Source organism: Streptomyces sp. NPDC002835, from assembly GCF_053591995.1.
The window spans coordinates 1-24,190 of record NZ_JBSFUW010000038.1 but is presented as its reverse complement, the minus strand read 5'-3'; the positions used below and the strand labels follow the sequence as shown (position 1 = coordinate 24,190).

Annotated in this window: 19 protein-coding genes; 9 read left to right on the top strand and 10 right to left on the bottom strand. The window is 70.3% G+C overall.

From position 1 onward, the window contains the following. Positions 1-93: 93 nt before the first annotated feature. From ACWD01_RS30300 to ACWD01_RS30280, 5 genes are all read right to left on the bottom strand, one after another. Positions 94-1,275 carry a NosD domain-containing protein gene (locus ACWD01_RS30300; protein WP_451166204.1) on the bottom strand — a complete coding sequence of 394 codons (1,182 nt, stop codon included), beginning with the start codon at positions 1,273-1,275 and terminating at the stop codon, positions 94-96. Between the two features lie 45 nt (positions 1,276-1,320). Next, a complete protein-coding gene (locus ACWD01_RS30295) occupies positions 1,321-1,500 on the bottom strand; it encodes a hypothetical protein (RefSeq protein WP_451166202.1) in 180 nt (59 codons plus the stop codon). A 68-nt stretch (positions 1,501-1,568) separates the two neighbouring features. After that, positions 1,569-2,456 (bottom strand): carbohydrate ABC transporter permease, encoded by an 888-nt coding sequence (locus ACWD01_RS30290; RefSeq protein WP_451166200.1) that lies wholly within the window; start codon positions 2,454-2,456, stop codon positions 1,569-1,571. Next, positions 2,453-3,325, bottom strand: coding sequence for a carbohydrate ABC transporter permease (locus tag ACWD01_RS30285; protein ID WP_451166198.1), 873 nt, complete (start codon positions 3,323-3,325; stop codon positions 2,453-2,455). The genes ACWD01_RS30290 and ACWD01_RS30285 overlap by 4 nt, the downstream gene beginning before the upstream one ends. A gap of 78 nt (positions 3,326-3,403) precedes the next feature. Then, positions 3,404-4,648 (bottom strand): ABC transporter substrate-binding protein, encoded by a 1,245-nt coding sequence (locus tag ACWD01_RS30280; RefSeq protein WP_451166197.1) that lies wholly within the window; start codon positions 4,646-4,648, stop codon positions 3,404-3,406. 440 nt (positions 4,649-5,088) lie between these two features. On the opposite strand from ACWD01_RS30280, the gene ACWD01_RS30275 reads away from it, so the two are divergent. The 4 genes from ACWD01_RS30275 to ACWD01_RS30260 all read left to right on the top strand — a co-directional run bounded on the left by ACWD01_RS30275 (position 5,089) and on the right by ACWD01_RS30260 (position 10,535). After that, positions 5,089-6,093: a LacI family DNA-binding transcriptional regulator gene (locus ACWD01_RS30275; protein WP_451166196.1), complete on the top strand. Its 1,005-nt coding sequence runs from the start codon at positions 5,089-5,091 to the stop codon at positions 6,091-6,093. Positions 6,094-6,486: 393 nt separating this feature from the next. Then, complete coding sequence (locus ACWD01_RS30270) at positions 6,487-7,497, top strand: LacI family DNA-binding transcriptional regulator (RefSeq protein ID WP_451166194.1); 1,011 nt, start codon at positions 6,487-6,489, stop codon at positions 7,495-7,497. A gap of 160 nt (positions 7,498-7,657) precedes the next feature. Next, a complete protein-coding gene (locus tag ACWD01_RS30265; protein WP_451166192.1) occupies positions 7,658-9,034 on the top strand; it encodes a glycoside hydrolase family 172 protein in 1,377 nt (458 codons plus the stop codon). Continuing rightward, a complete protein-coding gene (locus ACWD01_RS30260; RefSeq protein ID WP_451166191.1) occupies positions 9,027-10,535 on the top strand; it encodes a glycoside hydrolase family 32 protein in 1,509 nt (502 codons plus the stop codon). The genes ACWD01_RS30265 and ACWD01_RS30260 overlap by 8 nt, the downstream gene beginning before the upstream one ends. 153 nt (positions 10,536-10,688) lie before the next feature. Here ACWD01_RS30260 and ACWD01_RS30255 read toward each other — a convergent pair whose 3' ends face one another. From ACWD01_RS30255 to ACWD01_RS30240, 4 genes are all read right to left on the bottom strand, one after another. Continuing rightward, entirely contained in the window at positions 10,689-11,732 is a 1,044-nt protein-coding gene (locus ACWD01_RS30255; protein ID WP_451166189.1) for a LacI family DNA-binding transcriptional regulator, read from the bottom strand. A gap of 87 nt (positions 11,733-11,819) precedes the next feature. Next, a complete protein-coding gene (locus ACWD01_RS30250; protein ID WP_356893165.1) occupies positions 11,820-12,656 on the bottom strand; it encodes an ATP-binding cassette domain-containing protein in 837 nt (278 codons plus the stop codon). Then, the gene (locus tag ACWD01_RS30245) at positions 12,653-13,648 is read right to left on the bottom strand and encodes an ABC transporter permease (protein WP_356893163.1); all 996 of its coding nucleotides are present in this window, start codon (positions 13,646-13,648) and stop codon (positions 12,653-12,655) included. Before ACWD01_RS30245 ends, ACWD01_RS30250 begins: the two co-directional genes overlap by 4 nt. Positions 13,649-13,838: 190 nt before the next feature. Further along, positions 13,839-14,849: a substrate-binding domain-containing protein gene (locus ACWD01_RS30240; protein WP_451166187.1), complete on the bottom strand. Its 1,011-nt coding sequence runs from the start codon at positions 14,847-14,849 to the stop codon at positions 13,839-13,841. Between the two features lie 273 nt (positions 14,850-15,122). Between ACWD01_RS30240 and ACWD01_RS30235 the strand changes: the two genes are divergently transcribed. The 5 genes from ACWD01_RS30235 to ACWD01_RS30215 all read left to right on the top strand — a co-directional run bounded on the left by ACWD01_RS30235 (position 15,123) and on the right by ACWD01_RS30215 (position 23,897). Beyond that, on the top strand, positions 15,123-16,097 hold the full coding sequence (locus ACWD01_RS30235; RefSeq protein WP_451166185.1) for a carbohydrate kinase family protein: 975 nt from the start codon (positions 15,123-15,125) through the stop codon (positions 16,095-16,097). Positions 16,098-16,319: 222 nt separating this feature from the next. Further along, the gene (locus ACWD01_RS30230; RefSeq protein WP_451166183.1) at positions 16,320-18,878 is read left to right on the top strand and encodes a GH32 C-terminal domain-containing protein; all 2,559 of its coding nucleotides are present in this window, start codon (positions 16,320-16,322) and stop codon (positions 18,876-18,878) included. Positions 18,879-19,114: 236 nt separating this feature from the next. After that, positions 19,115-19,783 carry a dihydrofolate reductase family protein gene (locus ACWD01_RS30225; protein ID WP_451166181.1) on the top strand — a complete coding sequence of 223 codons (669 nt, stop codon included), beginning with the start codon at positions 19,115-19,117 and terminating at the stop codon, positions 19,781-19,783. Positions 19,784-19,894: 111 nt separating this feature from the next. Further along, positions 19,895-22,192 carry a hypothetical protein gene (locus ACWD01_RS30220; protein WP_451166179.1) on the top strand — a complete coding sequence of 766 codons (2,298 nt, stop codon included), beginning with the start codon at positions 19,895-19,897 and terminating at the stop codon, positions 22,190-22,192. Positions 22,193-22,313: 121 nt separating this feature from the next. Further along, positions 22,314-23,897 carry an alpha/beta hydrolase domain-containing protein gene (locus ACWD01_RS30215; RefSeq protein WP_451166178.1) on the top strand — a complete coding sequence of 528 codons (1,584 nt, stop codon included), beginning with the start codon at positions 22,314-22,316 and terminating at the stop codon, positions 23,895-23,897. Positions 23,898-23,970: 73 nt separating this feature from the next. Here ACWD01_RS30215 and ACWD01_RS30210 read toward each other — a convergent pair. Beyond that, a partial coding sequence (locus tag ACWD01_RS30210) for a zinc ribbon domain-containing protein (protein ID WP_451166177.1) occupies positions 23,971-24,190 on the bottom strand: 220 nt, incomplete at its 5' end.

The following is a 24,190-nucleotide window of genomic DNA, read 5'->3' as shown; positions in this document are numbered from 1 at the left end:
GGCCGGAGCGTTGTGCGCTCCCGTCCGGCAGGGGCCCCTACGGTGCCGCTGCGCGCCGCGGAGGCCGGCCAGCGGGCCGCGGGGCCGCGCCGGCTACGGAGTCGCCACCATCGAGTGGTTGGACGTGAGGGCGTCGAGCTGTGCGTTCGTGGCGCTGTACAGCACCTTGGTGGCCGTGGTGCTGGCGTCGAGGACGACCTTGGCGGGCACGTTGCTGGTGATGTGGTTGGCCGCCAGGTAGTTGTTGTCCCCGCTCTTGACCAGCACGATCGTCGGGTCGGCGCCTGCCGGGGTGATGCTCCCGGCCGGCACGGAGAACGAGAACTGGTTGGAGGTCACCGTGTTCTGGTTGCCCGCGATGTGCACCAGGCCGAACTTGTCGTCGTAGCGGTTGCTCGTGCCGTCTCCGTGGACCCGCCGGAAGTGGTTGCTCGCGATCAGGTTCTCGGAGCTCCCGTTCAGCAGCGCGATCATGCTCGGGAAGTTGCTGAGCAGCTTGTTGCCGGTGATGGAGGCCCGGTTCACGTTGTGCAGCGTGATGTTGCAGGCCCACAGAACGGTGTTGCCGGATATGTGCGGCCCCTCCGCGTTCTCGGCGAAGATCGAGTAGCCGCCCCACGAGCTGATGAGGAAGTTGTTGGTGATCTTGGCGACCTGTGAAGCGCCGGTCAGCTCGATGCACGAGCCGCACTCCGCGATGAAGTTGTTGGTGATGCTGGGAGCGTCTGCGCCCTTCACGATGATCGCGTGCTCCAGGTACACGAACCCCATGCCCTCGATCCGGACGGCGTCGTTGTCCGACTGGAACGAGATCCCGGTCTTGGAATTGCCCGGCGTGTAGGGCTTCGTGGAGGACACGCCGTCGAGGCAGAAGTCCTGGAAGACGATGCTGTTCAGCCGGCCGACCGTGGCGGGCGCGCCGGCACGGCTGACGAGGAACGCCTCGCGGTGGCCGTCGGTGTTCTTGACCTGGATGTGGCTGGCGCCCGGGAGCGTCTCGACCCAGGAGCCCGTCGGTGACTCGTCACGGATCGCTTCCGACAGGAATCCGTGACCGGCTCCCTTGATCTGCAGGAAGCCGACGTCGACGACGACGCGGGTCAGCAGGTCGTAGTGGCCGGGCGGGATGTAGATGACCGCGCCGGGTCTCGTGGTCTGCGTCGTCTGCTTCGACTTGATGTCGGCGATGATCTGATTGATCACGGCTCCGATGTCCACGTAGGGGGAGACCGTCGCTCCGGTCCATGTCGTGACGTCGTACACGGTGTCTGCCATGTCGGCCCTTCCTCGGTCGGTCGGTGGGAGTCTTGACGGCGTCGGTCAGAGAAGGCCGACGATCGAGTGGTACGGCGGGTGGGCGGGCGGCGGGGCCGCGGCTTGTGCCGTCGCGGCCTGCGCCGTGTTCTGCCGGGCGGGGTTCACGAACGCCGCCGAGGCCAGAGCGGCGGTGAGGCCTGTCAGCACACCGCGACGGGAGATCTGCGGTTTCCTCGGGGTCATGTCGGCTCCTGGGACGAAGGATCTGGATGTGTTCGCCGAACGCACACGAATGTGAGCGGCCTGGCGGATCAGCGGATTGCGCCTGCGGTCATGCCGGAGATGACCTGCCGCTGGAAGACGGCGTAGATGACCAGCTGAGGGACGAGCACGAGGATGGCGGAGGCCATCATGGCCCCGTAGTTGACGCTGTAGACGCCCTGGAACTGGGAGATCCCCAGCGAGATCGTCGTCATTTCCGGATCGTTGATCAACGTCACGGCGAAGGGGAACTCGTTCCAGACGTAGATCACGTTGAGGATGGCGAGGGTGGCCACGACCGGACGCATGAGGGGGAACACGACGCGCCAGGCCATCGACCAGAGACCCACCCCGTCGATGACGGCCGCCTGTTCGATCTCCTCCGGGAACTCGCGGAGGAACCCCGTCAGGAGAAGGATGTTGAAGGGGATCGAGACGGCGATGTAGGGGAGGATCAGAGCCGCGTGCGTACCGAACAGGCCCAGCGCGATGTCCAGCCGGTAGACCGGGAAGAGCAGGATGTAGACGGGTATCGCGAGGCCGGCGAGGAAGTAGTACTTCATCGTGTTCTGCACGCCGCGTCCGCCGCCGCGGAAGACCATCCGGGTCAGCGCGAAGGCGGCCATGTAGGACACGGCCAGGCCGATGGTCACGGAGAAGACCGCCAGGATCAGCGTGTTCTTGTACATGAGCATCAGGTCGAGGGTTTCCAGGGCCTGCCGGTAGTTGGCCAGGCCGAGGTCCGACAGCGAGAACGGGTCCGCCAGGATGTTCTCGTTCGTCTGGAACGACAGCAGCGTGATCCACAGGAGCGGCAGCAGGATCACGAAGGTGATGAGGTAGGCGACGGCCGAGGCGATGAGACGGCCGCGGCGCGGCGGCCGGGCCGGGCGGATCCCGGCGTGCGACGCCGCGTATCGGGTGCTGGTCGTCTTCATGCCGCGACCCTCCTCTTGACGCCGAACAGGGTGGCGACCGTGGCGAGGACGCCGATCACGAAGACCACGACCGCCAGCGCCATGCCGTAGCTGTACTGCAGGGTGGTGAAGGTGACGTAGTACATGTAACTGACCATCACTTCGGACAGATGCACCGGACCGCCGCCGGTCAGCGCGTAGACCAGCTCGAAGATCTTGAACACACCCGTCACCACCAGGGCTGTGCAGATCCCGAACGACTGACGCAGCATCGGTACGGTGATGTACCGGAGCTGCTGGAAGCGGGAGGCGCCGTCGAGGGTGCTGGCCTCCATCACGTCACGCGGCAGCATGCGGATCGCGGCGTAGAGGATGGTGACGATGAACCCGATCTGCTGCCAGATGTAGACGAACGCGATCGAGTACGGGCTGAGCGTGCTGCCCCCGATCCACTGCGGCTGGACGGCGATCCCGACGGCCTGCAGCAGCGCGTTGAGCAGGCCTATCTCCGGGTCGAGTATGAAGATCCAGATCAGTCCGACGAGAATCGGTGCGACGATCGCCGGCGCGAAGACGAGCGGCCTGAGGACCGCGCTTCCCCTGACGTCGCCGCTGAGCAGGACCGCCATGAGGAAGGCCAGCGGTACCAGCAGGGTCACCGCGACGCCGAGGATGATGCCGGTGTTCTGGACCGAGGTCGTGAACACGGTGTCGTTCGCCATCTCGCGGTAGTTGTCGAGGCCGGTGAACGTCGCCGGTGAGACTCCGTCGTAGCTGGTGAAGCTGTAGTAGACGGAGTACAGGATCGGATAGACCATGTACCCCGTGTAGAGCAGCAGCGCCGGTGCGATCATGAGCGTGAAGCTCCGGCGGGTGGTGAGCCAATTCATGCTGTCCTTGCCATTCGGCCGGCGGCCGGCCCTGGTCGTGCCGGACGGCTTCCGCCGCCGGCTGCGTCGTACCGTCGGCTACTTGAGGGTCCGCTGGACCAGTTGGACGGCTTCCTCGGGCTTCATCGCGCCCGACATGACCCCGTAGAAGCTGTCGTACATCGCGTTGGCGGTATCCGCCGGGACGACCAGGTCGGGCTGTGCCGCGGGGCTCGAGAGCTCGGGGCGGGCCGCTTCCTCCAGGACGGCCCAGAAGACCGGGGACTCGCTCCTGTCCACGGCCGGCACGTACGTGGTGACGGGCGGCTGTGCGTTGTCGACCAGGATCTGCTGGCCCTCGTCGCTGTAGTAGAACTGGAGGAACTTCTTGACGGCCTCGTACTTCTTGGGGTCCTTCTTCACCCCGGCGGCGGCGACGAGTGGTGCGGACGGGGCGTTCATCACCAGGTTCTGGTTGCCGACGCCGTCGGAGAAGGTGGGGCCGGCCCAGAAGCCGACGTCCTTGCCGACAGGACTCTCCTGGATCTTCGCGGCGTCCCAGACTCCGGAGTCGAGGAAGGCCGCCTGCCCGGCGGTGAACGAGGCGACTGCCTGCGTGTAGGTCTGCGTCGACATGTTGGGCGGGAAGGCCCCGGCCTCGGCCAGTTCCTCGACGTGCCGGTAGAGGCGGAGGAAGTCGGCGTTGTCGTAGCTCTGCTTCTTGTCCAGGATCGCCTGGTACTTCTCCTCGTAGCCGAAGCGGTCCAGCATCGTGAGGAAGGCCCACACGCTGAACGAGGAGTTGTTCGCGCCCTGCGCCATGGGTACGACTCCCGCGGCCTTCAGCTTCTTCACGGCGGCGAGCAGGTCGTCGAAGGTCCTGGGGACCGGTATGCCGTGCTCGTCGAGGATGGCCTTGTTGTAGTAGAACCCCGTGATCAGCGCCTGGTAGGGGAGTCCGTACTGGACGCCGTCCTGCTTGAAGGCCGTGAGCATGTTGGGCGCGAACTTGGTGTCCAGGTCCTTCTCGGCCAGGACCGGCCGCAGGTCGAGCAGGTCGCCGTTCTTCACCATGGTCTTCGCCAGCGCGTCGTAGACCCAGAACACTTCGGGGAGCGTGTCACTCTGCGCGGCAATGGTCATCTGCTGCTGGTGCTGTTCCATCGGCCGCCCGACGAGCTCGACCTTCATCGCCGGGTTCTTCGCGTTGAACGCCTGGACGAGCTCGTACGTCGCGGGGTCCTGCTCCTGGATGTTGGGGTTGTGCATCGCGAGGGTGATCAGCCCGTCGCCGGACGCTCCCCCGGTGCCGGTGCCACAGGCCGTCACCGTGGCGGCCGCCATGACCGTCGCTGTGACACCGCTTGCGAGGCGGCGGATCCGCGTTGAACCCGACCCGCCGGCCGCTTGTGTCATCGTTGACATAGGTGCACCTTTCGCTGGCATCGTTCGATGCGCATCTGCTGACTCGGCCCACGACGGGCGCCCGTCCGGTTTGCCGGACATGGCCGCTCCACGGGGCAGGGGAGGATTCACGCCGCGAGCCGGATCACTTCGGGGGCAAACGTTTCGATGAAAGATACTCAGGCCGTTTCCCGTGTCAAGGTTGTATGCCGACCGAATCCCCCAGTGCTGACGCATGCCGCTCCGCCTGCCGCCGCCCGCCGTCACGGCGCCCGAGCCCGCACATGTGCCGTGCGGCCGATGCGAGGGCCGTTGACTGGGCCACCCACCCGTGCCATCGTTTCGTAAACGTTTCGATGAGATAAGGCGGAGATCAGGCAGTGGCAACGATCGTCGACGTCGCACAACTGGCGGGAGTTTCCACCTCCACCGTCTCCCACGTCCTCAACGGCACGCGTCCGGTCCGCGACGACACCCGCACACGGGTCGAGGAGGCGATCCTTGCGACGGGGTACCGGCGGGACAGCGTCGCCCGTGCGATGCGCCGGTCACGCACCGACTCGATCGGTCTCGTCGTGTCGGACGTGACCCAGCCCGCGTTCGCCGAAATGGTCCGGGGCGTCGAGCACGAGGCCGCCGCCGCCGGGCACACGCTGCTGCTCGCCAACTCCGGGGAGGACCCGGCCCGGGAGCTGCGGGCGCTGCACGCCCTGACCGAGCGCAGGGTGGACGGACTGATCATCGCCCCGGTGGGCCGGTCCCACCGCAAGGAGATGGCGGACATCCAGCAGCGTGGAACCCCGCTCGTCCTGATGGACCGTCTCGGCGGTGTCCGGGCGGACCAGGTGGGCGTGGAGAACGCGGCTCCCATGCGCGACGTGGTACTGCACCTGATCGAGCACGGCCACCGGCGCATCGCACTGGCAGGCGGCGACGCCGCGGTGTCGACCGTCGCCGAGCGCCGGCAGGGCTATCTCGACGCGCTCGCCGAGGCGGGCATCGAGGCCGACGACGCGCTCGTGTCGATGGGCAGCGGCCTCGCGGCCGCCGTGCGCGAGCAGGCCACCGCACTGCTGACGAGGAGCGACCGGCCCACGGCCGTGGTCGCCGTCAGCACGGAGGCCGCCGTCGGAGTGCTCGAGGCGGCACGCGATCTGGGCCTCGGGACGCCGCACGACTTCGCGTTCGCCACCTTCGACGGATTCCCGAACGCCGACCTCTTCCGGCCCCGGATCACCACCGTCACACAGCCCGCGTACGAGATCGGCAGCACCGCCATGCAGATCCTGCTGAGCCGCCTCGAGGACGACACGACGACGAGTTACCGCTCCGTCCGGCTCGTACCCGAGATCACGTACCGCGAGTCGTGCGGCTGCCCCGACTGACCGGGCACGCCGCGCCCGCTGCCGTGGCCCGGACGGGCGGAAAGCCGGCACCGGGTCACCCCTGAGCATCCGTGCGGCGGCGCGGCGCCGTCGGCCCCGTGCGGCCGGGTGCGGGCGGCGGCAAGCGGCGCCGTGTCCATTTGCCGGTCGCCGCCCGCCGCGATCCGCCAGTCAACGCTCCCCGTCGCCGCCGCTCGGGCTCCCCCTTGCTGCCGGTCGGCGCTCCCACCGGTCCCGCCGCAGCTCAGGGCACGCTTCGCCCCTCCTCCCGCAGGGCCAAGTGTCGAGATCCACCGGCAGGTCGGGGCCCGGACCTTCTTGACACCCACGAGATCCCGTGACAACAATCGGCGCAAACGTTTCGCGCAAACGTTTCGATACGGAGGAATGTGCGTGACAACCATCGTCGACGTGGCGCAGCTCGCCGGGGTGTCCACCTCGACCGTCTCGCACGTCGTGAACGGGACCCGGCCGGTCGCGGGCTCGACCCGCGAGCGGGTCCTGAAGGCCATCGAGGAGACCGGTTACCGTCAGGACACGCTCGCCCGCGCGCTGCGCCGCTCGCGCACGGACTCCGTCGGGCTGGTCGTCTCCGACGCCGGGCAGCCCACGTTCGCCGACATGGTCCGGGGCGTGGAGCACGCGGCGGCACGGGCCGGATACACCCTGCTGCTCGCCCATTCGGGAGAGGACCCCGCCCACGAGGCGCGATCGGTACAGGCGCTCTCGGCTCGCCGGGTGGACGGACTCATCGTGGCTCCGGCCGCGCGATCGACGGGCGCGGAGGCAGAAGCCGTCCGGCGCAGCGGTACGCCCGTGGTGATCCTCGACCGGCTCGGCGCCCCGGGGGCGGCCGACCAGGTCGGGGTGGACAACACCACTCCGATGCGCGAGCTCGTGGAGCACCTGTTCGGCCACGGCTACCGCACCGTCGCCCTGGCGGCCGGGGACCTCGCGGTCCCCACCATGGCCGAGCGCCACCGCGGCTATGTGCAGGCGGTCGCGTCGGCGCACGGCGAGGACGATCCGGAACTGGTCATCACCGGTTCGGGGCTGGCCGCGGAGACCCGCGCCCTCGCCGTGCGGCTGCTCGGAGGTGCGCGGCGGCCCGAAGCGGTCGCCTGCGCCAGCACGGAGACAGCCGTGGGCGTCATGGAGGCCGCCGCGGAACTCGGCCTGAGGATCCCGCAGGATCTCAAGCTCGCGGCCTTCGACGGCTTCCCGCAGGCGGACCTCTTCGAGCCCCGTGTCACCGCCGTCGTCCAGCCGGCCTTCGACGTCGGCACCACCGCCATGGCTCTGCTGCTGCGGCGAGTGAACGGCGACACCCGCGGGGAGGGCGAGGTCGTCCGCCTCCAACCACGCGTCGTCTACCGCACCTCGTGCGGCTGCGGCCCGCAGTAGCACACTCGCCGGCCGTGGAACAGCCCGGCCTCCCGTCGACCGGGCGGTGGAGGAACCCGTCGTGTCCTCCACGGCCCGGCTTCAGCGACCGGCCTCCAACGACCGGCACCGACCACCGACCACCGACATCAGCGTCCGACTTCACGAAAGGTACCGCCACATGCTTTCCCCACTCGCCGATCTGACCCGCCGGAAGGCGGCGCGCAGCGCCCGCACCTCGAGCTGGGACCAGCGCGGCCGCAATCAGGACTACTGGACCACCCCGGCCCACTCCAGCCGGGTCCTCGCCGATCTCGAGGGTCCGGGCCAGATCACCCACATCTGGATGACGCAGTTCTGCCGCAGGACGCTCGGCCCCGGCCTGATCGACCCGCTGGAGGCGGAGACCGTCGCCCCGGTCATGGAGATCCACAACGCCCTCGGCGTCAACTGGGAGGAGCCCGACCCGGACTACTACCGCAAGGTTCTGATCCGTATCACCTGGGACGACGAGGACGAGCCGGCGGTCCTGGTGCCGCTCGGGGACTTCTTCGGCGTGGGCCACTGCATGCCGAACAGCTACCAGTCCGCCCTCTTCACCGTCTCCGCCAAACCCGAGGAGTCCCTGCTGTTCGGCGGCAGCGCCGCACTGAACTGCTGGGCGCCGATGCCGTTCGGCAAGCGGGCCCGGATCGAGCTGGTGAACGAGAACGACCTGCCGATCCAGCAGTACTTCTACATCGACTACGAACTGTTTCCCGAGCCGCTGCCCGAGGACACCCTGTATTTCCACGCCCGGTGGAACCGCAGCAATCCGTGCAACGGCTGGGCCCCGGACATACAGACCAACAGCCCCGAGGTCAACATCGCCGATGTCACCGGCGAGGACAACTACGTCATCCTCGACACCGAGGGCACCGGGCACTACGTCGGCTGCAACCTCTCCGTCCACCACCGTCAGGGAAGCTGGTGGGGCGAGGGGAACGACATGATCTGGATCGACGACGACTTCCTCCCCGACGGGACCACCAGTTGGCCCCCCTCCCTGCACGGCACCGGCACCGAGGACTACTTCAACCACGCGTGGGGCATGCAGAAGAACGCCTACCTCTACCACGGCGCGATCCTCCACGAGGCCGACGTCCCCGGCTACTCGGTCAACTACCGCTTCCATGTGACCGACCCGGTCCGCTTCGAGGAGCGCATCAAGGTCTCCGTCGAGCACGGACACGGCAACCACCTCAGCGACGACTGGGCCTCGACCGCCTACTGGTACCAGGCACTCCCCTCGCCGAGGGCGAGCATCCTTCCGCTCGAGCAGCGCCTGCCCGTCCGCCCCGCGGGTGCGCCCATGCCTGCGCCGGCGGCCCGTGCCGGAGCGGTCGCCGAGGAGATCGCGCAGATGCGCGAGCGTTACCGGGCCCGCTTCGAGCAGCACATGGAGCACCTCGCCGAGCGCACCCGTCTGCGGGGCGAGCGCTCGCTGCGGGAGTCGGAGGCGAACACCGGGCAGGCCGCGAAGGTGCGACACCGTTACAACGAGCGCAGCCGTGGCTGACCCGGCGCAGACCGTGAAGACCGTGCAGCGGCACCGGACCGTCCCGGCCCGAGCGCGGGACCCGCACTTTCCCGCCGTCCATCTCCGCCCGCCCCGCCACTGGGTGAACGATCCCAACGGGTTGGTCTTCCACGACGGCCACTATCACGTCTTCTTCCAGTACAACCCGGGCAGCGCCCGCCATGCCGACATGCACTGGGGTCACTTCCGCAGCAGGGACCTGCTCGACTGGGAACTGCTGCCCATGGCCCTGTCCCCCACTCCCGAGGGCGACGACGCGGACGGCGTGTGGTCGGGCAACGCCGTGGAGGCAGGCGGCGAACTCGTCGCCTTCTACTCGGCCCTGCATGCCGGGCGCTGGTACCAGCCCATCGCCCGGGCAGCCTCCCGCGACGGCGGCCTGACCTTCACCAAGCAGGAGGGTCTCGCCGTCGCCGAACCACCCGCGGGCACGACGATGTTCCGCGATCCGTACGTATGGCGCGACGGTGAGCGGTGGCGCATGCTCGTCGGCGCGGCACTGGACGACGGTCGCGGGGCAGCGGTGCAGTACTCCTCCACCGATCTGACCGAGTGGACGTACCAGGGCGTCTTCCTCGCCCGTGCACCCGAGCCGCTGCCCGGCGGGGGCAATACGGAAGAAGGCTGGGAGTGCGCCCAGTACGCGCACTTCGGCGACGGCCGGGGCACGGTGCTCGTCAGCGCGTGGGACCCGCACGAAGGGGCCTTGTGCACGGCGGCATGGGCCGGACGCGAGAAGGACGGGACCTTCGTGGCCGGCGCACCTCAGCGTCTCGACCACGGACCCGACTTCTACGCGCCGGCGCTGCTGCACGCTCCCGACGGCCGATGGCTGCTGTGGGCGTGGCTCTGGGAGGCGCGGGACGAGGTGCGCGTCGGTGCTCCGAGCACGTGGACGGACGAGGTGGGCTGGGCCGGGATGCTGTCCCTGCCCCGCGAGGTGACCCCCGGCCGGGACGGAACGCTCCGGCAGCGGCCCGCCCGGGAGATCGATCAGTTGCGCCAGGGGCGCCGGGTCCGCTCCGCGGGGGAGGTCCGCGCCGGCCGGCCGGTCGAGCTGGGAGAGGTCGGACCGGCGTGCGACATCACGGCTCGCCTCGACGCTGCCGGTGGTCTGCGGCTGGTCACTGACGCGGCCGGCAGCGAGTACCTCGACATCGTCCGCGACCCGGCCACCGGAGACGTGGTCGTCGACCGGTCCCGTGCCTCACTGGATCCGCGGGCCAAGCGAGGCAGTTGGCGACTGCCCGCGCCGCCCGGGCGGGCGGACATCCGTGTCGTGCTCGACCATTCCGCCGCCGAGGTGTTCACGGCCGAGGGGCAGGTTCTCACGCTGCGTCTCTATCCGGTCGGTGGCGCACCGTGGCGCCTGCGGGCAACGACGTCCGGTGCCGCGCCGGTCCCCTACGAGGTCGAGGCATGGGACCTCCGGGGTCTCCACATCCACGACCGGCGGCCGGAGCCGGAGCGGACGTCATGACCGCCCTCGTACGCGGCGGGACGTGACCGCCCTCGTACACGCAACCGGGCGCTTCCCCCGGCGGCGCGCGGTCGCCGGGGCGCCAGGCCACGCAGGGGGCTCGCCGCCTGCGTGGCCGTACCGGGCGCTGCCCGTCCGCCGCGACGGTCTTGTTCAGCTGCCCGCTTCCGCCGACGCCCGGACACGCCGTGGCGGCCTGCTGGAGCCGCGGACGACCAGGCGCGTGGGGACGGTGACAGTACGGGCACGGGAACGGTCGCCGTCCAGGCGGGCGAGGGCGGTCCTGGCCGCGGCCTCGCCGATGGCTGCCGGGTCCTGCGCCACGGCGGTCAGAGCCGGTTCGAGCACGTCGGCGAGCGGAAGGTCGTCGAAGCTGACCAGTGCGACGTCCTTGCGCGCGGCGCGGGCCAGTTGGGCGACCACCCCCATGGCCACGATGTTGTTGCCCGCGAACAGGGCGGTGGGCGGGTCGGCGAGGCCCAGCAGTTCGGTGGTCGCGGCAGCGGCGGTCTCCTGGCTGTGGGCGCCGGTCACCAGGGTGCGGTCGTAGGGCAGCCCCACGTCCTCGAGCGCCGAGCGGTAGCCGGCGAGACGCTCGCGGCGGGTCCAGAGCTTCGCGGGGAGGTCACCGATGAAACCGATGCGCCGGTGGCCCTGCGCGATGAGATGCGAGACGCCCTCGTGGACGCCGGTCCGGTTGGAGCTGACGACGCAGTCGGCCGACAGTCCGACTCCGGGGCGGTCGAGGAACACCACCGGCAGCCCGGCCGCGCGCGACGCCTTGAGATAGCCGTGGTCGGCGCCGAACGCGGGGACCACCATCAGGACGCTGACCCGGCGGGCCAGAAAGGTCTGGGTCAACACCCGCTCCCGCTCGGGGTCTTCGGCGGAGGAGCCCATGAGCAGGGTCAGTCCGCGGCTGCGCATCGCGTCCTCCATACCTCCGGCGACCGTTCCGAAGAACGGGTTGCCCAGGTCGGGCACGACGAGCCCCACGGTGGTGTCGGGGCCTCCGACGCGGATGTTCCGGGCCATCAGGTTGGGCTGGAACCCGAGTTTCGCCACCGCGGCGAGGACGCGCTCCCGAGTCTGCGGGGAGCTCGGACCGTCCTCGTTGAGCACCCGGGAGACCGTCTTGGCGCTGACACCCACTTCTCGGGCGACATCGGCCAGAGTGGGGCGGCGGGTCGCGGCCATGTACCACCGTTCCTGTGCGTCCTCGGGGCCCGGCCCGTGTGGGCCGGGCCCGCTGTCTTCTCCGAGCCGGCTCGGTCGCGAGCCTGCTCAGTGGGCTGACACGCCTGCGGCCCTGGCGGCGTCGGCGTCCGTGACGACGGTACCTCCGTCGCTCTGGACCGTGAGCGCCCCGGTCATGATGGCGACCACCTCGGCCATGGAGTGGTCGGAGGGCCTGATCAGAGCCTCCCGCCGCCCGAGCCGGTGCACATGGATCCGGTCGGCGATCTCGAACACATGGGGCATGTTGTGACTGATCAGGACGACGGGCATGCCCCTGTCCCGAACCCGGCGGATGAGATCGAGCACCTGTCCCGACTCCCTCACGCCCAGCGCCGCGGTGGGCTCGTCCATCACCACGACACTCCTGGCCCACGCCACGGCGCGGGCGACGGCCACCGCCTGGCGCTGGCCGCCGGAGAGGGTCTCCACCGCCTGAGTGAGGGAGCGCAGCCCGATCTTCAGATCGGCCATGTGGGCGGCGGCTTCCTCCCGCATCCGCTTCTTGTCGAGCATGCGGAACGCGCTGCCGAGCAGGCCGGGGCGGCGCAGTTCGCGCCCGAGGAACATGTTGGAGGCGATGTCCATGGAGGCCGCGACGGCGAGGTCCTGGTAGACGGTCTCGATGCCGTGCTCGCGTGCGCTCTGCGGGCCGCTGAACCGGATGGGCTTCCCGCCCAGTCGGATCTCCCCCTCGTCGGGGACGATCGCGCCGGTCAGCGCCTTGATCAGGCTGGTCTTGCCGGCTCCGTTGTCGCCGATGACGGCGAGCACCTCGCCGGGCATGAGGTCGAAGTCGGCCCCGTCGATGGCGGTCACCTGGCCGTATTTCTTGACGAGACCGCGGGCCTGAAGGACGGGTGTGGTGGCAGTGTCGGTGCTCATCGCGTCTTCTTCCGTGAGATCTGGTCGACGGTCACGGCGAGGATCACCAGGATGCCGGTGATCAGCGTCTGGTAGATCGACGCGACGCCCATCAGCTGGAGCCCGTTGCGGAAGACGCCGACGATGAGTACGCCGATGAAGGTGCCTAGTACGGCGCCGCGGCCGCCGAAGAGGCTGGTCCCGCCGAGGACGACGGCGGTGATGCTGTCGAGGTTGTCGGTCTGTCCGGCCTGCGGATCGCCCACGCCGGTACGGGATATGAGCAGCAGCGCCGCGACGCCGTACACGAGCCCCGCGAGCGTGTAGATGCCGATGGTCAGCCGGGAGGTGCGGATGCCGTTCAGCCGCGCGCTTTCCGGGCTGTTGCCCAGCGCGTAGACGTGGCGGCCCCATGTGGTGCTGCTGAGCGCGTAGGCGAAGGCCAGGAACAGGGCGATGGTGACGAGGGAGCCGTAGGTGATGTCGGTCCGGCCCAGCGGGAAGGTCTCGCCGAGCGCGGTGAGCGGTGCGGGCAGATCGGTCACCGTCTGCTCGGCGGAGTAGATGTGCGTGAGCGCGAACGCCACGTTGAGCATGCCCAGCGTCACGATGAAGGGCGGCAGCGGGATCATCCGCACGAGCAGGCCGTTGAGAAGGCCGAAGCCGCCGCAGACCACGAGTCCGAGGGTGATCGCGGCGAGCGGGGGAAGCGTTCCCTGAGCTGCCGTCTTGGCGATGACGATGCTGCCGAACGCCATGACCGCGCCGCAGGAGAGGTCGATCCCGGCGGTCAGGATGATCAGCGTCTGGCCGATGGCGAGGGTGCCCACGACCATGACCTGCTGGACGATCAGGGAGAAGTTGCCGCCGGACAGGAACTGTTCGGTCGTCAGCGAGAAGAAGACGCAGGCGAGCAGGAGCGCGGCCAGTGGGCCCGCGGTGGGTGTGGCGATCAGCCGGCGGACCGCGGTCGGTCCTTTCAGCTGGGCGTAGGGCGTGGTCGTGGCAGTCATGGTGGTCCTTGGCCGGTGATGGATTGCGCAGGTGCGTGCCAGTGGCGGTACGGGACGTTCGTGCGGGAGGCGTACCGGAGGTCGTCGCCGGCGGCAGGTGTGCGCCGGACGTGCGGGGTGGCCGCCGGGGCCCCGAGGTCACGGCCGCGTCGGACCGTCCGGCCGCTCCGCGGCCGGACGGCGCCGGGGCTCAGCCCCAGCAGTTCTCCAGGCCGTACGCCGTGTCCTTGGCGTCGACCCCCGCCTGTGCCCGGTCGGTGATCAGCGTGACGCCGGTGTCGGTGTAGCCGGTGGCCTTCTTGCCGTTATCGGCGAAGTCCGCGACCGCCTTGACGCCCAGGGCCGCCATCTTGAGCGGGTACTGCTGCGAAGTGGCGGCGATCTTGCCGTCCTTGACGGCCTTCGTGCCGGTGCAGCCGCCGTCGACGGAGACGACGAGCACCTTCTTCTCCAGCCCCTTGGCCTTCAGCGCCGTGTAGGCGCCCAGCGCGGCCGGTTCGTTGATCGTGTAGACGACGTTGATGTCGGGGGCCTTCTGGAGGCAGTTCTCCATGGCCGTCTGTCCCTTGGCCTGGTCGCCGCCGGTGTCCTGGCTGCACACGATCGACGGGTCGCTCTCCGGGACACCGAAGCCCTTGAGGAAACCCTCGTGCCGCTGCATGCCCACGGCGACCCCGGGCGCCAGGTCGAGCGTCGCGATCTTCGCCTTCCTGCCGGCCATGGCGGCCTTGGCGTACGCGCCGATGAGTTCGCCCGCCTTGACGTTGTCGGTGGCGAAGAGGGCGTCGGTGGCATCCTGCGGCTCGGTCGGGCTGTCCAGGGCGATGACCATGACGCCCTTGGCGCGGGCCTTCTCGAGAGCGGGGACGATCGCCTTCGAGTCGTTGGGCGTGATGAGGATGCCCTTCACACCGGAGTTCACCATGTTCTCGATGGCGGTGACCTGGCCCGCGTTGTCCCCGTCGAACTTGCCGGCCGCGCTGACCAACTCGACACCGCTGTCCTTCGCGGCCTGCGCGGCGCCCTCCCTCATCTTCACGAAGAAGGGGTTGGTGTCCGTCTTGGTGATCAGGCCGACCTTCACCGACCCGTCGTCCGAGTCCTGTGCGCCGGAGCCGCAGGCCGTCAGTGCGAGCGTCGCGGCGGCGGTGCAGGCGGCCACTCTGACCAGGGTGGTAACGGCACGGTTGTTACGGGTCATGACTGACTCCTGCTGTTCTCGGGCGGAGCGGCCGCGTCCAAGGGCACTGCGGCGCGGGAAGGTTGTTGCCGGGCCGGTGTCATCGTTGACCTATGTCATCGTTGACACCGCTTGTGGAGGATGATGGACTCCGTCTCCCCGCAACGTCAATGCCTTGAGGCCGTCACAAATCCGCAACGCCGCGACAGCGGCCCCACTGCGGCGGCGCCGCCCCTCGGGCACCCCCTCCGCGGCGCGCCGCCCCCGCGCCGCCCTATCCGGAGAGAAGCAGCCATGCGCCTGCCTCAGGTCACCGTCCTCGGCGAATGCGTCGCCGACGCCTTCACCGTCCCCGCGCCCGAGTCCGTGTCCGCGCCCGACGAACTCGCCCTGCGGGTGCTGCCGGGCGGCGGCCCTGCGAACACGGCCGTGGCGCTCGCCCGGCTGGGCACGCCCGCCCGCCTGCTGGCCCGGCTGTCGGACGACGTGTTCGGGCGCCTCTTCCGTCGCCGCCTGGAGGCATCCGGCGTCGATCTCTCCCAGGCCGTACGCGCCGGGGAGCCGAGCACCCTGGCCGTCGCCGAGCTCGACACGGCCGGCCAGGCGGCGTACTCGTTCCACGCCCAGGGCACCGCCGACTGGCAGTGGACCGCGGACGAACTGTCCGCGACGGACCTCACGTCCACCGCCTGCCTGCACTCGGGCTCCCTGGCCCTCGTCCGCGAACCCGGCGGCCGGGTCGTGGAGGAGTTCCTCCTCCGCGCCTCGGCCACCGCCACGATCTGCCTCGACCCCAACGTCCGGCCACTGCTCGTGGCGCCCGAGATCTACCGCGAACGGCTGCCGCGCTGGTGCGCCATCGCCGACGTGCTGCGCCTGAGCGAGGACGACCTGGAGCTGCTGCTGCCCGGCTGCCCGATCGACCGGGCCTGCGACGTCTGGCACGCCGCAGGCGCCCGGCTCGTCGTCGTCACTCTCGGGGGGCGCGGCGCGACCGCCTCGCTGGACGGCGAGCGGGTCACGGTGCCGGCGCCGGCGACCGCCGTCGTGGACACCGTCGGGGCCGGTGACTCCTTCACGGCCGGGCTTCTCCACCACCTCGGAGCCCGGGGGCTGCTCGGTGGCCGGCTGACGGATCTGGGCATCGACGACGTCGCCGAGGCGTGCGTGTTCGCGGCCAGGGTCGCCGCGCTCACCTGCTCGGTCAGCGGGCCGAACCCGCCGTGGGAGCGCGAGTTGAGGCAGCCGGCGACGGCGGTCGGACCATAGGCCGTCATCGGTTCCCGTCCCGGCGGCTCTGCCGCAACCATTGACGGACCGGCCCGGGCGCGCTCATCATCACTGCCCAAGCGGTGTCATCGCTGACATATGTCATCGATGACACACTCGTTCCGGGCCGGCCCCCACCCGCCCGGCACTGCGATCCCCTCGGCGTCGTGCCACCGCAGCGGACGCGGACACGACGTCGCCGCCCACAGTGCAGGAGACACAATGAGCCCAGGCCCCGTGTACCGACGTGCCCGGCTGCGCCTCGTCGCCGCGGCAGCCGCGACGTGCGCGCTCGCCGTCACCGCCGCGGTCCCCCAGGCGGCGGCGACCGGCACACCGCCCCACACCGAGACCTACCGGCCCCAGTTCCACTTCTCCCCGGAGAAGAACTGGATGAACGACCCCAACGGGCTGGTGTACTTCAAGGGCGAGTACCACCTCTTCTACCAGTACAACCCCAGCGGCAACACCTGGGGAAACATGTCCTGGGGCCATGCGGTCAGCAAGGACCTGGTGCACTGGAAGGAGCTGCCGCTCGCCATCCCGCACGACGACGAGGAGATGGTCTTCTCCGGCAGCGCGGTCGTCGACCACGAGAACACCAGTGGCTTCGGGACGAAGGACGACCCCGCCATGGTGGCCGTCTACACCAGCGCGTACAAAAGGGACGGCAGGCAGGCCCAGTCGCTGGCGTACAGCACGGACCGCGGCCGTACCTGGACCAAGTACGAGGGCAACCCGGTCCTCGACATCGGCTCGAAGGAGTTCCGCGACCCGAAGGTGCAGTGGTACGCACCGACGAAGAGCTGGCTGATGACGGTGTCGCTGTCCACCGAGCACAAGGTCCGCTTCTACTCCTCGAAGGACCTCAAGAGCTGGACGCATCTGAGCGACTTCGGCCCGGCCGGCGCGGTCGGAGGCGTGTGGGAGTGCCCCGACCTCTTCCCGCTGCCCGTCGACGGGGACAGCGGACGCACCAAGTGGGTACTGGTCGTGAATCTCAATCCCGGCGGGATCGCCGGCGGTTCGGCCGCGCAGTACTTCGTCGGCGACTTCGACGGCACCCGCTTCACCCCCGACGACGACGGCTCGTACACGCCTCCGCCCGGGCTGGTCGTCCAGGACTTCGAGGCCGGCGACTACGGCACCTGGACGACGACGGGCACGGCCTTCGGCGCGGGACCGGTCCCCGCACCCGCACCCGGCACGTCGGGCACGAGCGGTGTCGAGGGCCGGGGATTCGTCGACAGCTTCCACGGCGACGACGCCGAGACCGGCACACTCACCTCGCCGCCCTTCACCGTGGACAGCGCCTATCTCAACTTCAAGGTGGCCGGCGGCCGTCACCCGCACGTCCCGGGCTCGGTCCTGGGTGACGCCCCGGCGCCGGAGGGCACGGTCCTCGCCGACTTCGAACATGACGGCTACGGATCCTGGACCGCCACCGGCACCGCCTTCGGCGACGGCCCCGCCGCGGGGACGCTTCCCGGCCAGCAGCAGGTGTCCGGGCACACCGGCGACCGGCTGGTGAACAGCTTCCTGGACGGCGACTCGACCACGGGCACCCTCACCTCGCCCGAGTTCACCGTCACGGCGAAGCACATCAACTTCCTCGTCGGCGGCGGCAGACACCCCTCCGGAGCCGAAGCTCCCACGGCCGTCCGCCTCGTCGTCGACGGCAGGATCGTACGCAGCGCCACCGGCGCCGACTCCGAGGCGCTCAACTGGGCCTCCTGGGACGTCGGTGACCTCGCCGGCCGCAAGGCGCACATCGAGGTCGTCGACGAGAACACCGGCGGCTGGGGTCACATCCTGCTGGACCAGGTGATGCTCTCCGACACCCCGGCCCGGCCCCGTTCGACCGAGACCGCCGTGAACCTCCTCATCGACGGCAAGGTCGTCCAGAGCGTGCCCGGCGCGGACAGCGGCAGCCTCGACTGGGCGTCGTTCGACCTCCGCGCCCACCGGGGCAAGCAGGCCGCCGTCCAGCTCGTCGACATGAACAAGGGCGGCTGGGGACACATCATGGCCGACCACTTCGTCGCCGCGGAGCAGCCCGCGACCTCCAGCGTCCAGCGGGCCCACTGGGTCGACCACGGCAAGGACTACTACGCGGCCGTCTCCTGGGAGGACGCTCCGGACGGCAAGCGCCGCATGATCGGCTGGATGAACAACTGGCAGTACGGCAACAGCATCCCCACCTCCCCCTGGCGCAGCGCGCAGAGCATCCCGCGGGAGATGGCGCTGCGCACCGTGGACGGCCGGATCCGCCTGACCCAGCGGCCGGTGGCCTCTGTGCAGTCGCTCCGCACCGGCCAGGCCGTCAGCGTCCGCGACACCACGGTCACGAACGGCACCACGCCCCTGGCCGGGGGGCGGGCCGACGGGAAGGCCCTCGACCTCCAGGCCACCTTCTCCCTCGGCGACGCCGAGCGGTTCGGGCTCAAGGTCCGCACCGGCGAGGGGCAGGAGACCGTCATCGGGTACGACGCGAAGACCCAGGAGCTGTACGTCGACCGCACGAAGTCGGGCGCGGTGGACTTCCACCATGACTTCCCCGGCGTCCAGCGGGCACCGCTGGCGGCCGAGGACGGCAAGGTCAGGATCCGGATACTGGTCGACTGGTCGTCGGTGGAAGTGTTCGGCGGCGACGGCCAGGCCGTGATCACGGACCAGATCTTCCCCGACCCGGACAGCGAGGGCATCCAGCTCTTCGCGGAAGACGGCTCCGTCGGCGTGGACCAGGTCAAGGTGTGGCAGCTGCGGTCCTACCGCGACTGACCGCCCACCGGTGACGCGGGCGGAGGCGCGCCCGTCCCGGCCGGTCGCAGTGGGCCCTGCGCCTGCAGGCGCGGGGCCCGTCGCCCGGAGCGGGTGCGTTGTCATCTTCGATGACCTGGAAAGTCCAGTGTCCGGGAATGACGTTGCGGCCCAAGGTCTCACGCTCCACACGATCTGCGTGCGTGTGATGCCCGGCCTGCCCCGTCCCCGGGCAGGAGTGTTCTAGGGTCGCTGTCATGCCGCAGACCACCCGCAGCACACGCCGCCGCCCCCACGTGGTGGCCCATGCGGCGGTCTCTCTGGACGGCGCCACCACTGGCTTCGAACCGGACGTGGGCCGGTTCTACGAGCTCGCCGCCACGTGGCAGGAGGACGTCACCCTGGCCGGGGCCGACACGATCCTCGCCCAGGAGCAGGCACTGACCACTGCTCCCCGGCCGGGTCCTGCCGTGGGCGGGCCGCTGCTCGCCGTCGTGGACGGCGGGGGGCGCGTGCGGCAGTGGGAGGCCCTGCGCGCGGTCGGGCACTGGTCGGACGTGATCGCCCTCTCCTCGCGGTCCACTCCCCCGCGGCCCGCCGACACGCCTGTACAGGAGCTCGTCACCGGCTCGGAGCGGGTCGATCTGGCTGCGGCGCTGGGCGAGCTCGGCCGGCGCGCCGGTGCCGGGGTCGTACGCGTCGACAGCGGCGGCTCCCTCACCGGCGCGCTGCTGGACGCAGGTCTCATCGACGAGGTGAGCCTGCTGCTCCATCCCTGCCTGGCCGGTTCGCAGGCGGAGCGGCGCTGGTACGGAGAATCGACGCGCCTCACCCACGCGCTGGAACTCGTCTCGAGCGACGCCCTCGGCGGCGGCCTCGTCTGGTTGCGCTACCGCCTGCGGCCCGTCACGCGGCCCCTCCGTTGATTGTGCGTGGGGCCCAACTCGCGCTGTGCGGCGCGGTACTGCTGCTCGACCGGCCCGGAAGGGCACATTGCAGGGGTTGTTCGGGCGCCGACCGGAATGGGACACACACGCGTGAGATTACTGCGAGCCGCCATGGTCTTCCTGATTGCCGCGGTGCCGGTGTCGACCGGTGTCGCTCCGCCGGCCGTGGCCGGGGAGCGGCCGCAGTCGCTGCCGTTCGTCACGGCGGGCGCGCGTCCCGGGCCCGACGCGCTGTACGCCCCCGCGCCGCCCGCTCCGCAGTTGGAGAACCGGGATCCGCGTTTCGACGCGGCGCCGCTGCTGGTGTCCGGCAACGAGGCGTACGTCGACGGCGAGTACCTCTACCAGGACTTCCTCCACGACGACTGCGGCTCCGACACGGACGGGGCGGGGCACGACTCGCGTGCGGAGTGTGCCGGCAACGCCGTCCAGCCGGACGACAGCGGGCGCTACGGCGGGAACGCGGCCGACCTGGTGGAGTTCCGGATCGCCGCCGACCGCACGAGGGTGACCTACCGCATCACGCTCAACACGCTGCTGGCGCGCGACTCCACCATCACCGCGATCGCGTTCGACACCGACGGCGACGAGGCGACGGGCGTGAGCACGCTGCCGCGTGATCCCGGGGCGCCGTTCCCCGGGACCGACGAGGTGATCACGATCTGGGGAACGGGGGCCGAGCATGTGTCGTTCGCCGGGGACGGGACGGCGCGGACCACACCGCTGCGGGTGCGTACGGATCTGCAGGCCAATCAGCTGACCGTCACGGTCCCTCGCAGCGTCAGCGACCCGCGCGGGGCATGGCGGGCCACGGTCGCGACGGGGCTGTACGACACCGCCACCGGCGGCTGGCTGCGACCGCGGAGCGCCGCGGACCGGGACAGCGCGGGTGGCGCCGGTCCTCTCGATCCGGACCCTTCGGGCATCTTCAACCTGGCGTTCCGGTTCGACGAGCCGGTGCTGAGGAAGAACGTGCCGCCGGACTCCGCCCAGTCCGCGGCGCTGGCCGACCACGCGCCGACACGCTTCGCCCACGCGATCGACTTCGACGCACTGCGGCACGGTGTGCGACGGTCCTCGGTGCCCGACCACGGCACGACGATGCGTATCTTCCCCAGCCGGCTCGCCCTGGGAGAGGGACGTGATCCCGAGGGCCGGTTCCCGCAGTACAAGGGCCAGTTGCAGCCCTACAGCCTCTATGTCCCGACGGCGTACGAACGCGGACGGCCGGCCGGTCTGACGCTGGCCCTGCACTCACTGGGGCAGCGGCAGTGGCAGTACAACGGGACGATCGGCGTCCAGCAGATCGGCGAGGCCCGCGACAACCTGGTCGCCACGCCGCTGGGACGCGGGCCGGACGGCTGGTACCAGAACGAGGCCGAGTACGACGTCTTCGAGATGTGGAACGACCTCGCCCGGCACTTCACCCTGGATCCCGGCCGGGTCGCGATCAGCGGCTACTCGATGGGCGGCTACGGCACGTACCGGCTCGGCATGCTGTATCCGGACCTGTTCGGGAAGGCGTTCTCCGTCGTCGCCCCGCCCGGCGAGGGGGTCTGGATCCCGCCCGCGCCGCCGACCGGCGGGATCGGGACGCTGACGAACCTGTGGCTGGAGAACGCCCGCAACGTGCCGTATCTCAACGTCGTCGCGGGCCAGGACGAGCTGGTGCCCCTGGCCGGGACGAGCGCGCAGAACCTGGGGGCGCCGGAGGCCGGGGTCCGCGGTCTCGACCAGCTCGGCTACCGCTTCCGCTACGTGGTCCACCAGCCGGCGACCCACTCCACGCTGGCCGCCCTGGGCTACGACATGCCGATGGCGACGGAGTTCCTCGGCGACGCCCGGGTCGACCGCGACCCGCACCATGTCTCGTTCGCCTACGTTCCGGCCAGTGACGACCGCCGTCTGGGGCTGGTCCACGACCACGCCTACTGGGTCTCGGGGACAACGGTCGCCGACCCGAGTGGGAGCGACACCGCACCGGCCAAGGGCGTCGTGGACGCCTTCAGCCACGGCTTCGGGCGGGGAGACGCGACCGGCACGCGTGGTTCCGACACGGGCACCCATCCGCTGCCCTACACCGAGGTCAACCGGAGCTGGGGCCCGTATCCGCGGATCGCCGTGGCCAACCGGCTCGATCTCCGGCTCACCAATGTCGCGCACGCCGACATCACCCTGACCCGTGCCCGTCTGGACCCGCGCAAGGTGCTCACCGTACGGGCCGAGGCCGACAGGGCCGGCGAGGTCCTGCTGGCGGGCCGCTTCCGTGCCGGTACGCGGGTGTTCCGTGACGGGAGGCCCGTCGACGTGCGGCCAGGGCCGCGCGGCGTGACGCTGCCGATCGCCGCGGGGACGCACACGTACACGCTCGTCCCGCCCGGACGGTAGGCCGCGGCTCGCGTCTCCGGTGGTCGCGGCTCGTTGTCCGTATCGCGCTGTGCGGCGTTGTCGGCCGGGGGGCGGCGCAGTAGCGTTCCGGCTGCCCCGGCCCTCGTGAGAAGGAGTCACCATGGCACGAGCCGTTCGCGTCCGGCGCCGCAGCCGCCTGGGGCTCGCCGTGCGGGTGTCCCTCGTCGCCGCGCTGTGCCTCGGCAGCGCGGCCGTGCCCGCCGCGGGGTCCCCGCGACCCGACGCAGGGGCGGATCGCACGGGGCCGCGCACACCGCTCCCGGAGGTCACCGGCCCCATCGCGCAGAGTGAGGAGTCGCACGCCTTCGGCGGTGCGGGCCACCAGCGGGTGCCCGAGGACCTGGACCGGGCGGGATACACCGAGGACGAGTACTTCGTCTCCGGTGAGGCCAACGTCTACGACTGGCCCGCACCCGGCCCGGCCGTGGTGCGCACGGCCGGCGTCCCGTACACCACGCGCATCCTGGTGCGGCAGCCGAAGAACCCGCGCCACTTCAGCGGCAACGTCGTGGTCGAGATGCTCAACCCCTCCAACTTCTTCGATCTCAACATCGGTTGGGGCGCGATGCGCCGCCGGATCACCGAGAACGGTGACGCCTGGGTCGGCATCACCGCCAAGCCCGTCTCCGTCGAGGCGCTCAAGAACTTCGACGCCGAGCGCTACGGCCCGCTGTCCATGGCCAACCCGCTGCCGCTCGACGATCCGCGCAACTGCACAGAGCCGCAGAGCCTGTTCCCCGCCGACAGCTCCCGCGCCACCGAGAACGGCCTGGTCTGGGACATCTACAGCCAGGTCGGTGCGCTGCTGCGCAGTGGCGCGCCGAGCAGCCCGGTCAGCGGGGTCGAGCGGCTCTACGGCTTCGGCTACTCCCAGACCGGCGGCTATCTGCAGACCTACGTCAACGCGATTCACCCGCTGGACGTCCGCGCCAACGGCCGCCCGCTCTACGACGGCTACCTCGTCGCGGTCTCCGGCGGGAGGTTCGTCGGGGCGATGCCGATCAACCAGTGCACCCCCGCTCCCCCGCAGGGCGACGAGCGCCAGCGGTTCCGCGACGTGGGCGTGCCCGTCATGCACGTCATGTCGCAGTCGGACTACCTGACCGGCATCGACGCCCGCCGCCCGGACAGCGACCGCCACGCCGACCGCTTCCGCTACTACGAGATGGCCGGAGCCGGGCACGCCACACCCGAGGAACTGCTGTACTCGGCACGGCCGGAGGACATCGAGCGCACGGGGCGCGCCGTGCCGCCGATGGAGTGCGACCAGGGACCGCGCAGCCGCTTGCCGAGCCACATCTTCTTCGACGCCATGCTCCGCAACCTCGACGCGTGGGTGCGCGACGGCGTCGCGCCGCCGCGCGCGGAGCCGATCGAGGTGGTGGACGGCCGGCCGGTGCCGGACGAGTTCGGCAATGTCCGGGGCGGTCTGCGCTCGCCCTATCTGGATGTCCCGACCAGCACCTGGAGCGGCACCTCCACCGGGGCGTCGTTCTGCCGCATCGCCGGCCACGAGGTGCCCTTCAGCCACAAGCGTCTGGCCGAGTTGTACCCGACTCACGGCGCATATGTCCGGGCTGTCGTCCGTTCCGTCCGCGAGCTGGTCGCGGCCCGGTTCCTCACACCGCAGGACGGGCGTGCCGTCGTCCGCGAGGCCGTCCGGGCCGACATTCCGTCAACTTGACCCGGCCCTGAAGGGCCGGGCTTGGAGGTAGCGCCCAACTGGCTGCTGGGTTGGCTCCTCCGTCCAGACACCCCTATGGGGTGGCAGAGACGCGTGACTCACGCCCCGCAGTCCACACCGTCTCGCCCTTGCGGCCGATGTTGTGGGACGCGTTGTCGTCCGCGTGCATGAGGGCCCCGCAGGACCGGCAGGCGAACGTCGCTTGTGACTGGCGGTTACGCCGGTCGATATGACCGCACTCGGAGCATTGCTGGCTGGTGTACGCCGGATCGACGTACACCAGCGGCACCCCA

Bases quoted from the DNA above. Each gene is read 5' to 3' on its own strand.
- ACWD01_RS30300 (WP_451166204.1), bottom strand. From the start codon at position 1,275: ATGGCAGACACCGTGTACGACGTCACGACATGGACCGGAGCGACGGTC.
- ACWD01_RS30295 (WP_451166202.1), bottom strand. From the start codon at position 1,500: ATGACCCCGAGGAAACCGCAGATCTCCCGTCGCGGTGTGCTGACAGGC.
- ACWD01_RS30290 (WP_451166200.1), bottom strand. From the start codon at position 2,456: ATGAAGACGACCAGCACCCGATACGCGGCGTCGCACGCCGGGATCCGC.
- ACWD01_RS30285 (WP_451166198.1), bottom strand. From the start codon at position 3,325: ATGAATTGGCTCACCACCCGCCGGAGCTTCACGCTCATGATCGCACCG.
- ACWD01_RS30280 (WP_451166197.1), bottom strand. From the start codon at position 4,648: ATGGCGGCCGCCACGGTGACGGCCTGTGGCACCGGCACCGGGGGAGCG.
- ACWD01_RS30265 (WP_451166192.1), top strand. From the start codon at position 7,658: ATGCTTTCCCCACTCGCCGATCTGACCCGCCGGAAGGCGGCGCGCAGC.
- ACWD01_RS30255 (WP_451166189.1), bottom strand. From the start codon at position 11,732: ATGGCCGCGACCCGCCGCCCCACTCTGGCCGATGTCGCCCGAGAAGTG.
- ACWD01_RS30250 (WP_356893165.1), bottom strand. From the start codon at position 12,656: ATGAGCACCGACACTGCCACCACACCCGTCCTTCAGGCCCGCGGTCTC.
- ACWD01_RS30245 (WP_356893163.1), bottom strand. From the start codon at position 13,648: ATGACTGCCACGACCACGCCCTACGCCCAGCTGAAAGGACCGACCGCG.
- ACWD01_RS30240 (WP_451166187.1), bottom strand. From the start codon at position 14,849: ATGACCCGTAACAACCGTGCCGTTACCACCCTGGTCAGAGTGGCCGCC.
- ACWD01_RS30235 (WP_451166185.1), top strand. From the start codon at position 15,123: ATGCGCCTGCCTCAGGTCACCGTCCTCGGCGAATGCGTCGCCGACGCC.
- ACWD01_RS30230 (WP_451166183.1), top strand. From the start codon at position 16,320: ATGAGCCCAGGCCCCGTGTACCGACGTGCCCGGCTGCGCCTCGTCGCC.
- ACWD01_RS30225 (WP_451166181.1), top strand. From the start codon at position 19,115: ATGCCGCAGACCACCCGCAGCACACGCCGCCGCCCCCACGTGGTGGCC.
- ACWD01_RS30215 (WP_451166178.1), top strand. From the start codon at position 22,314: ATGGCACGAGCCGTTCGCGTCCGGCGCCGCAGCCGCCTGGGGCTCGCC.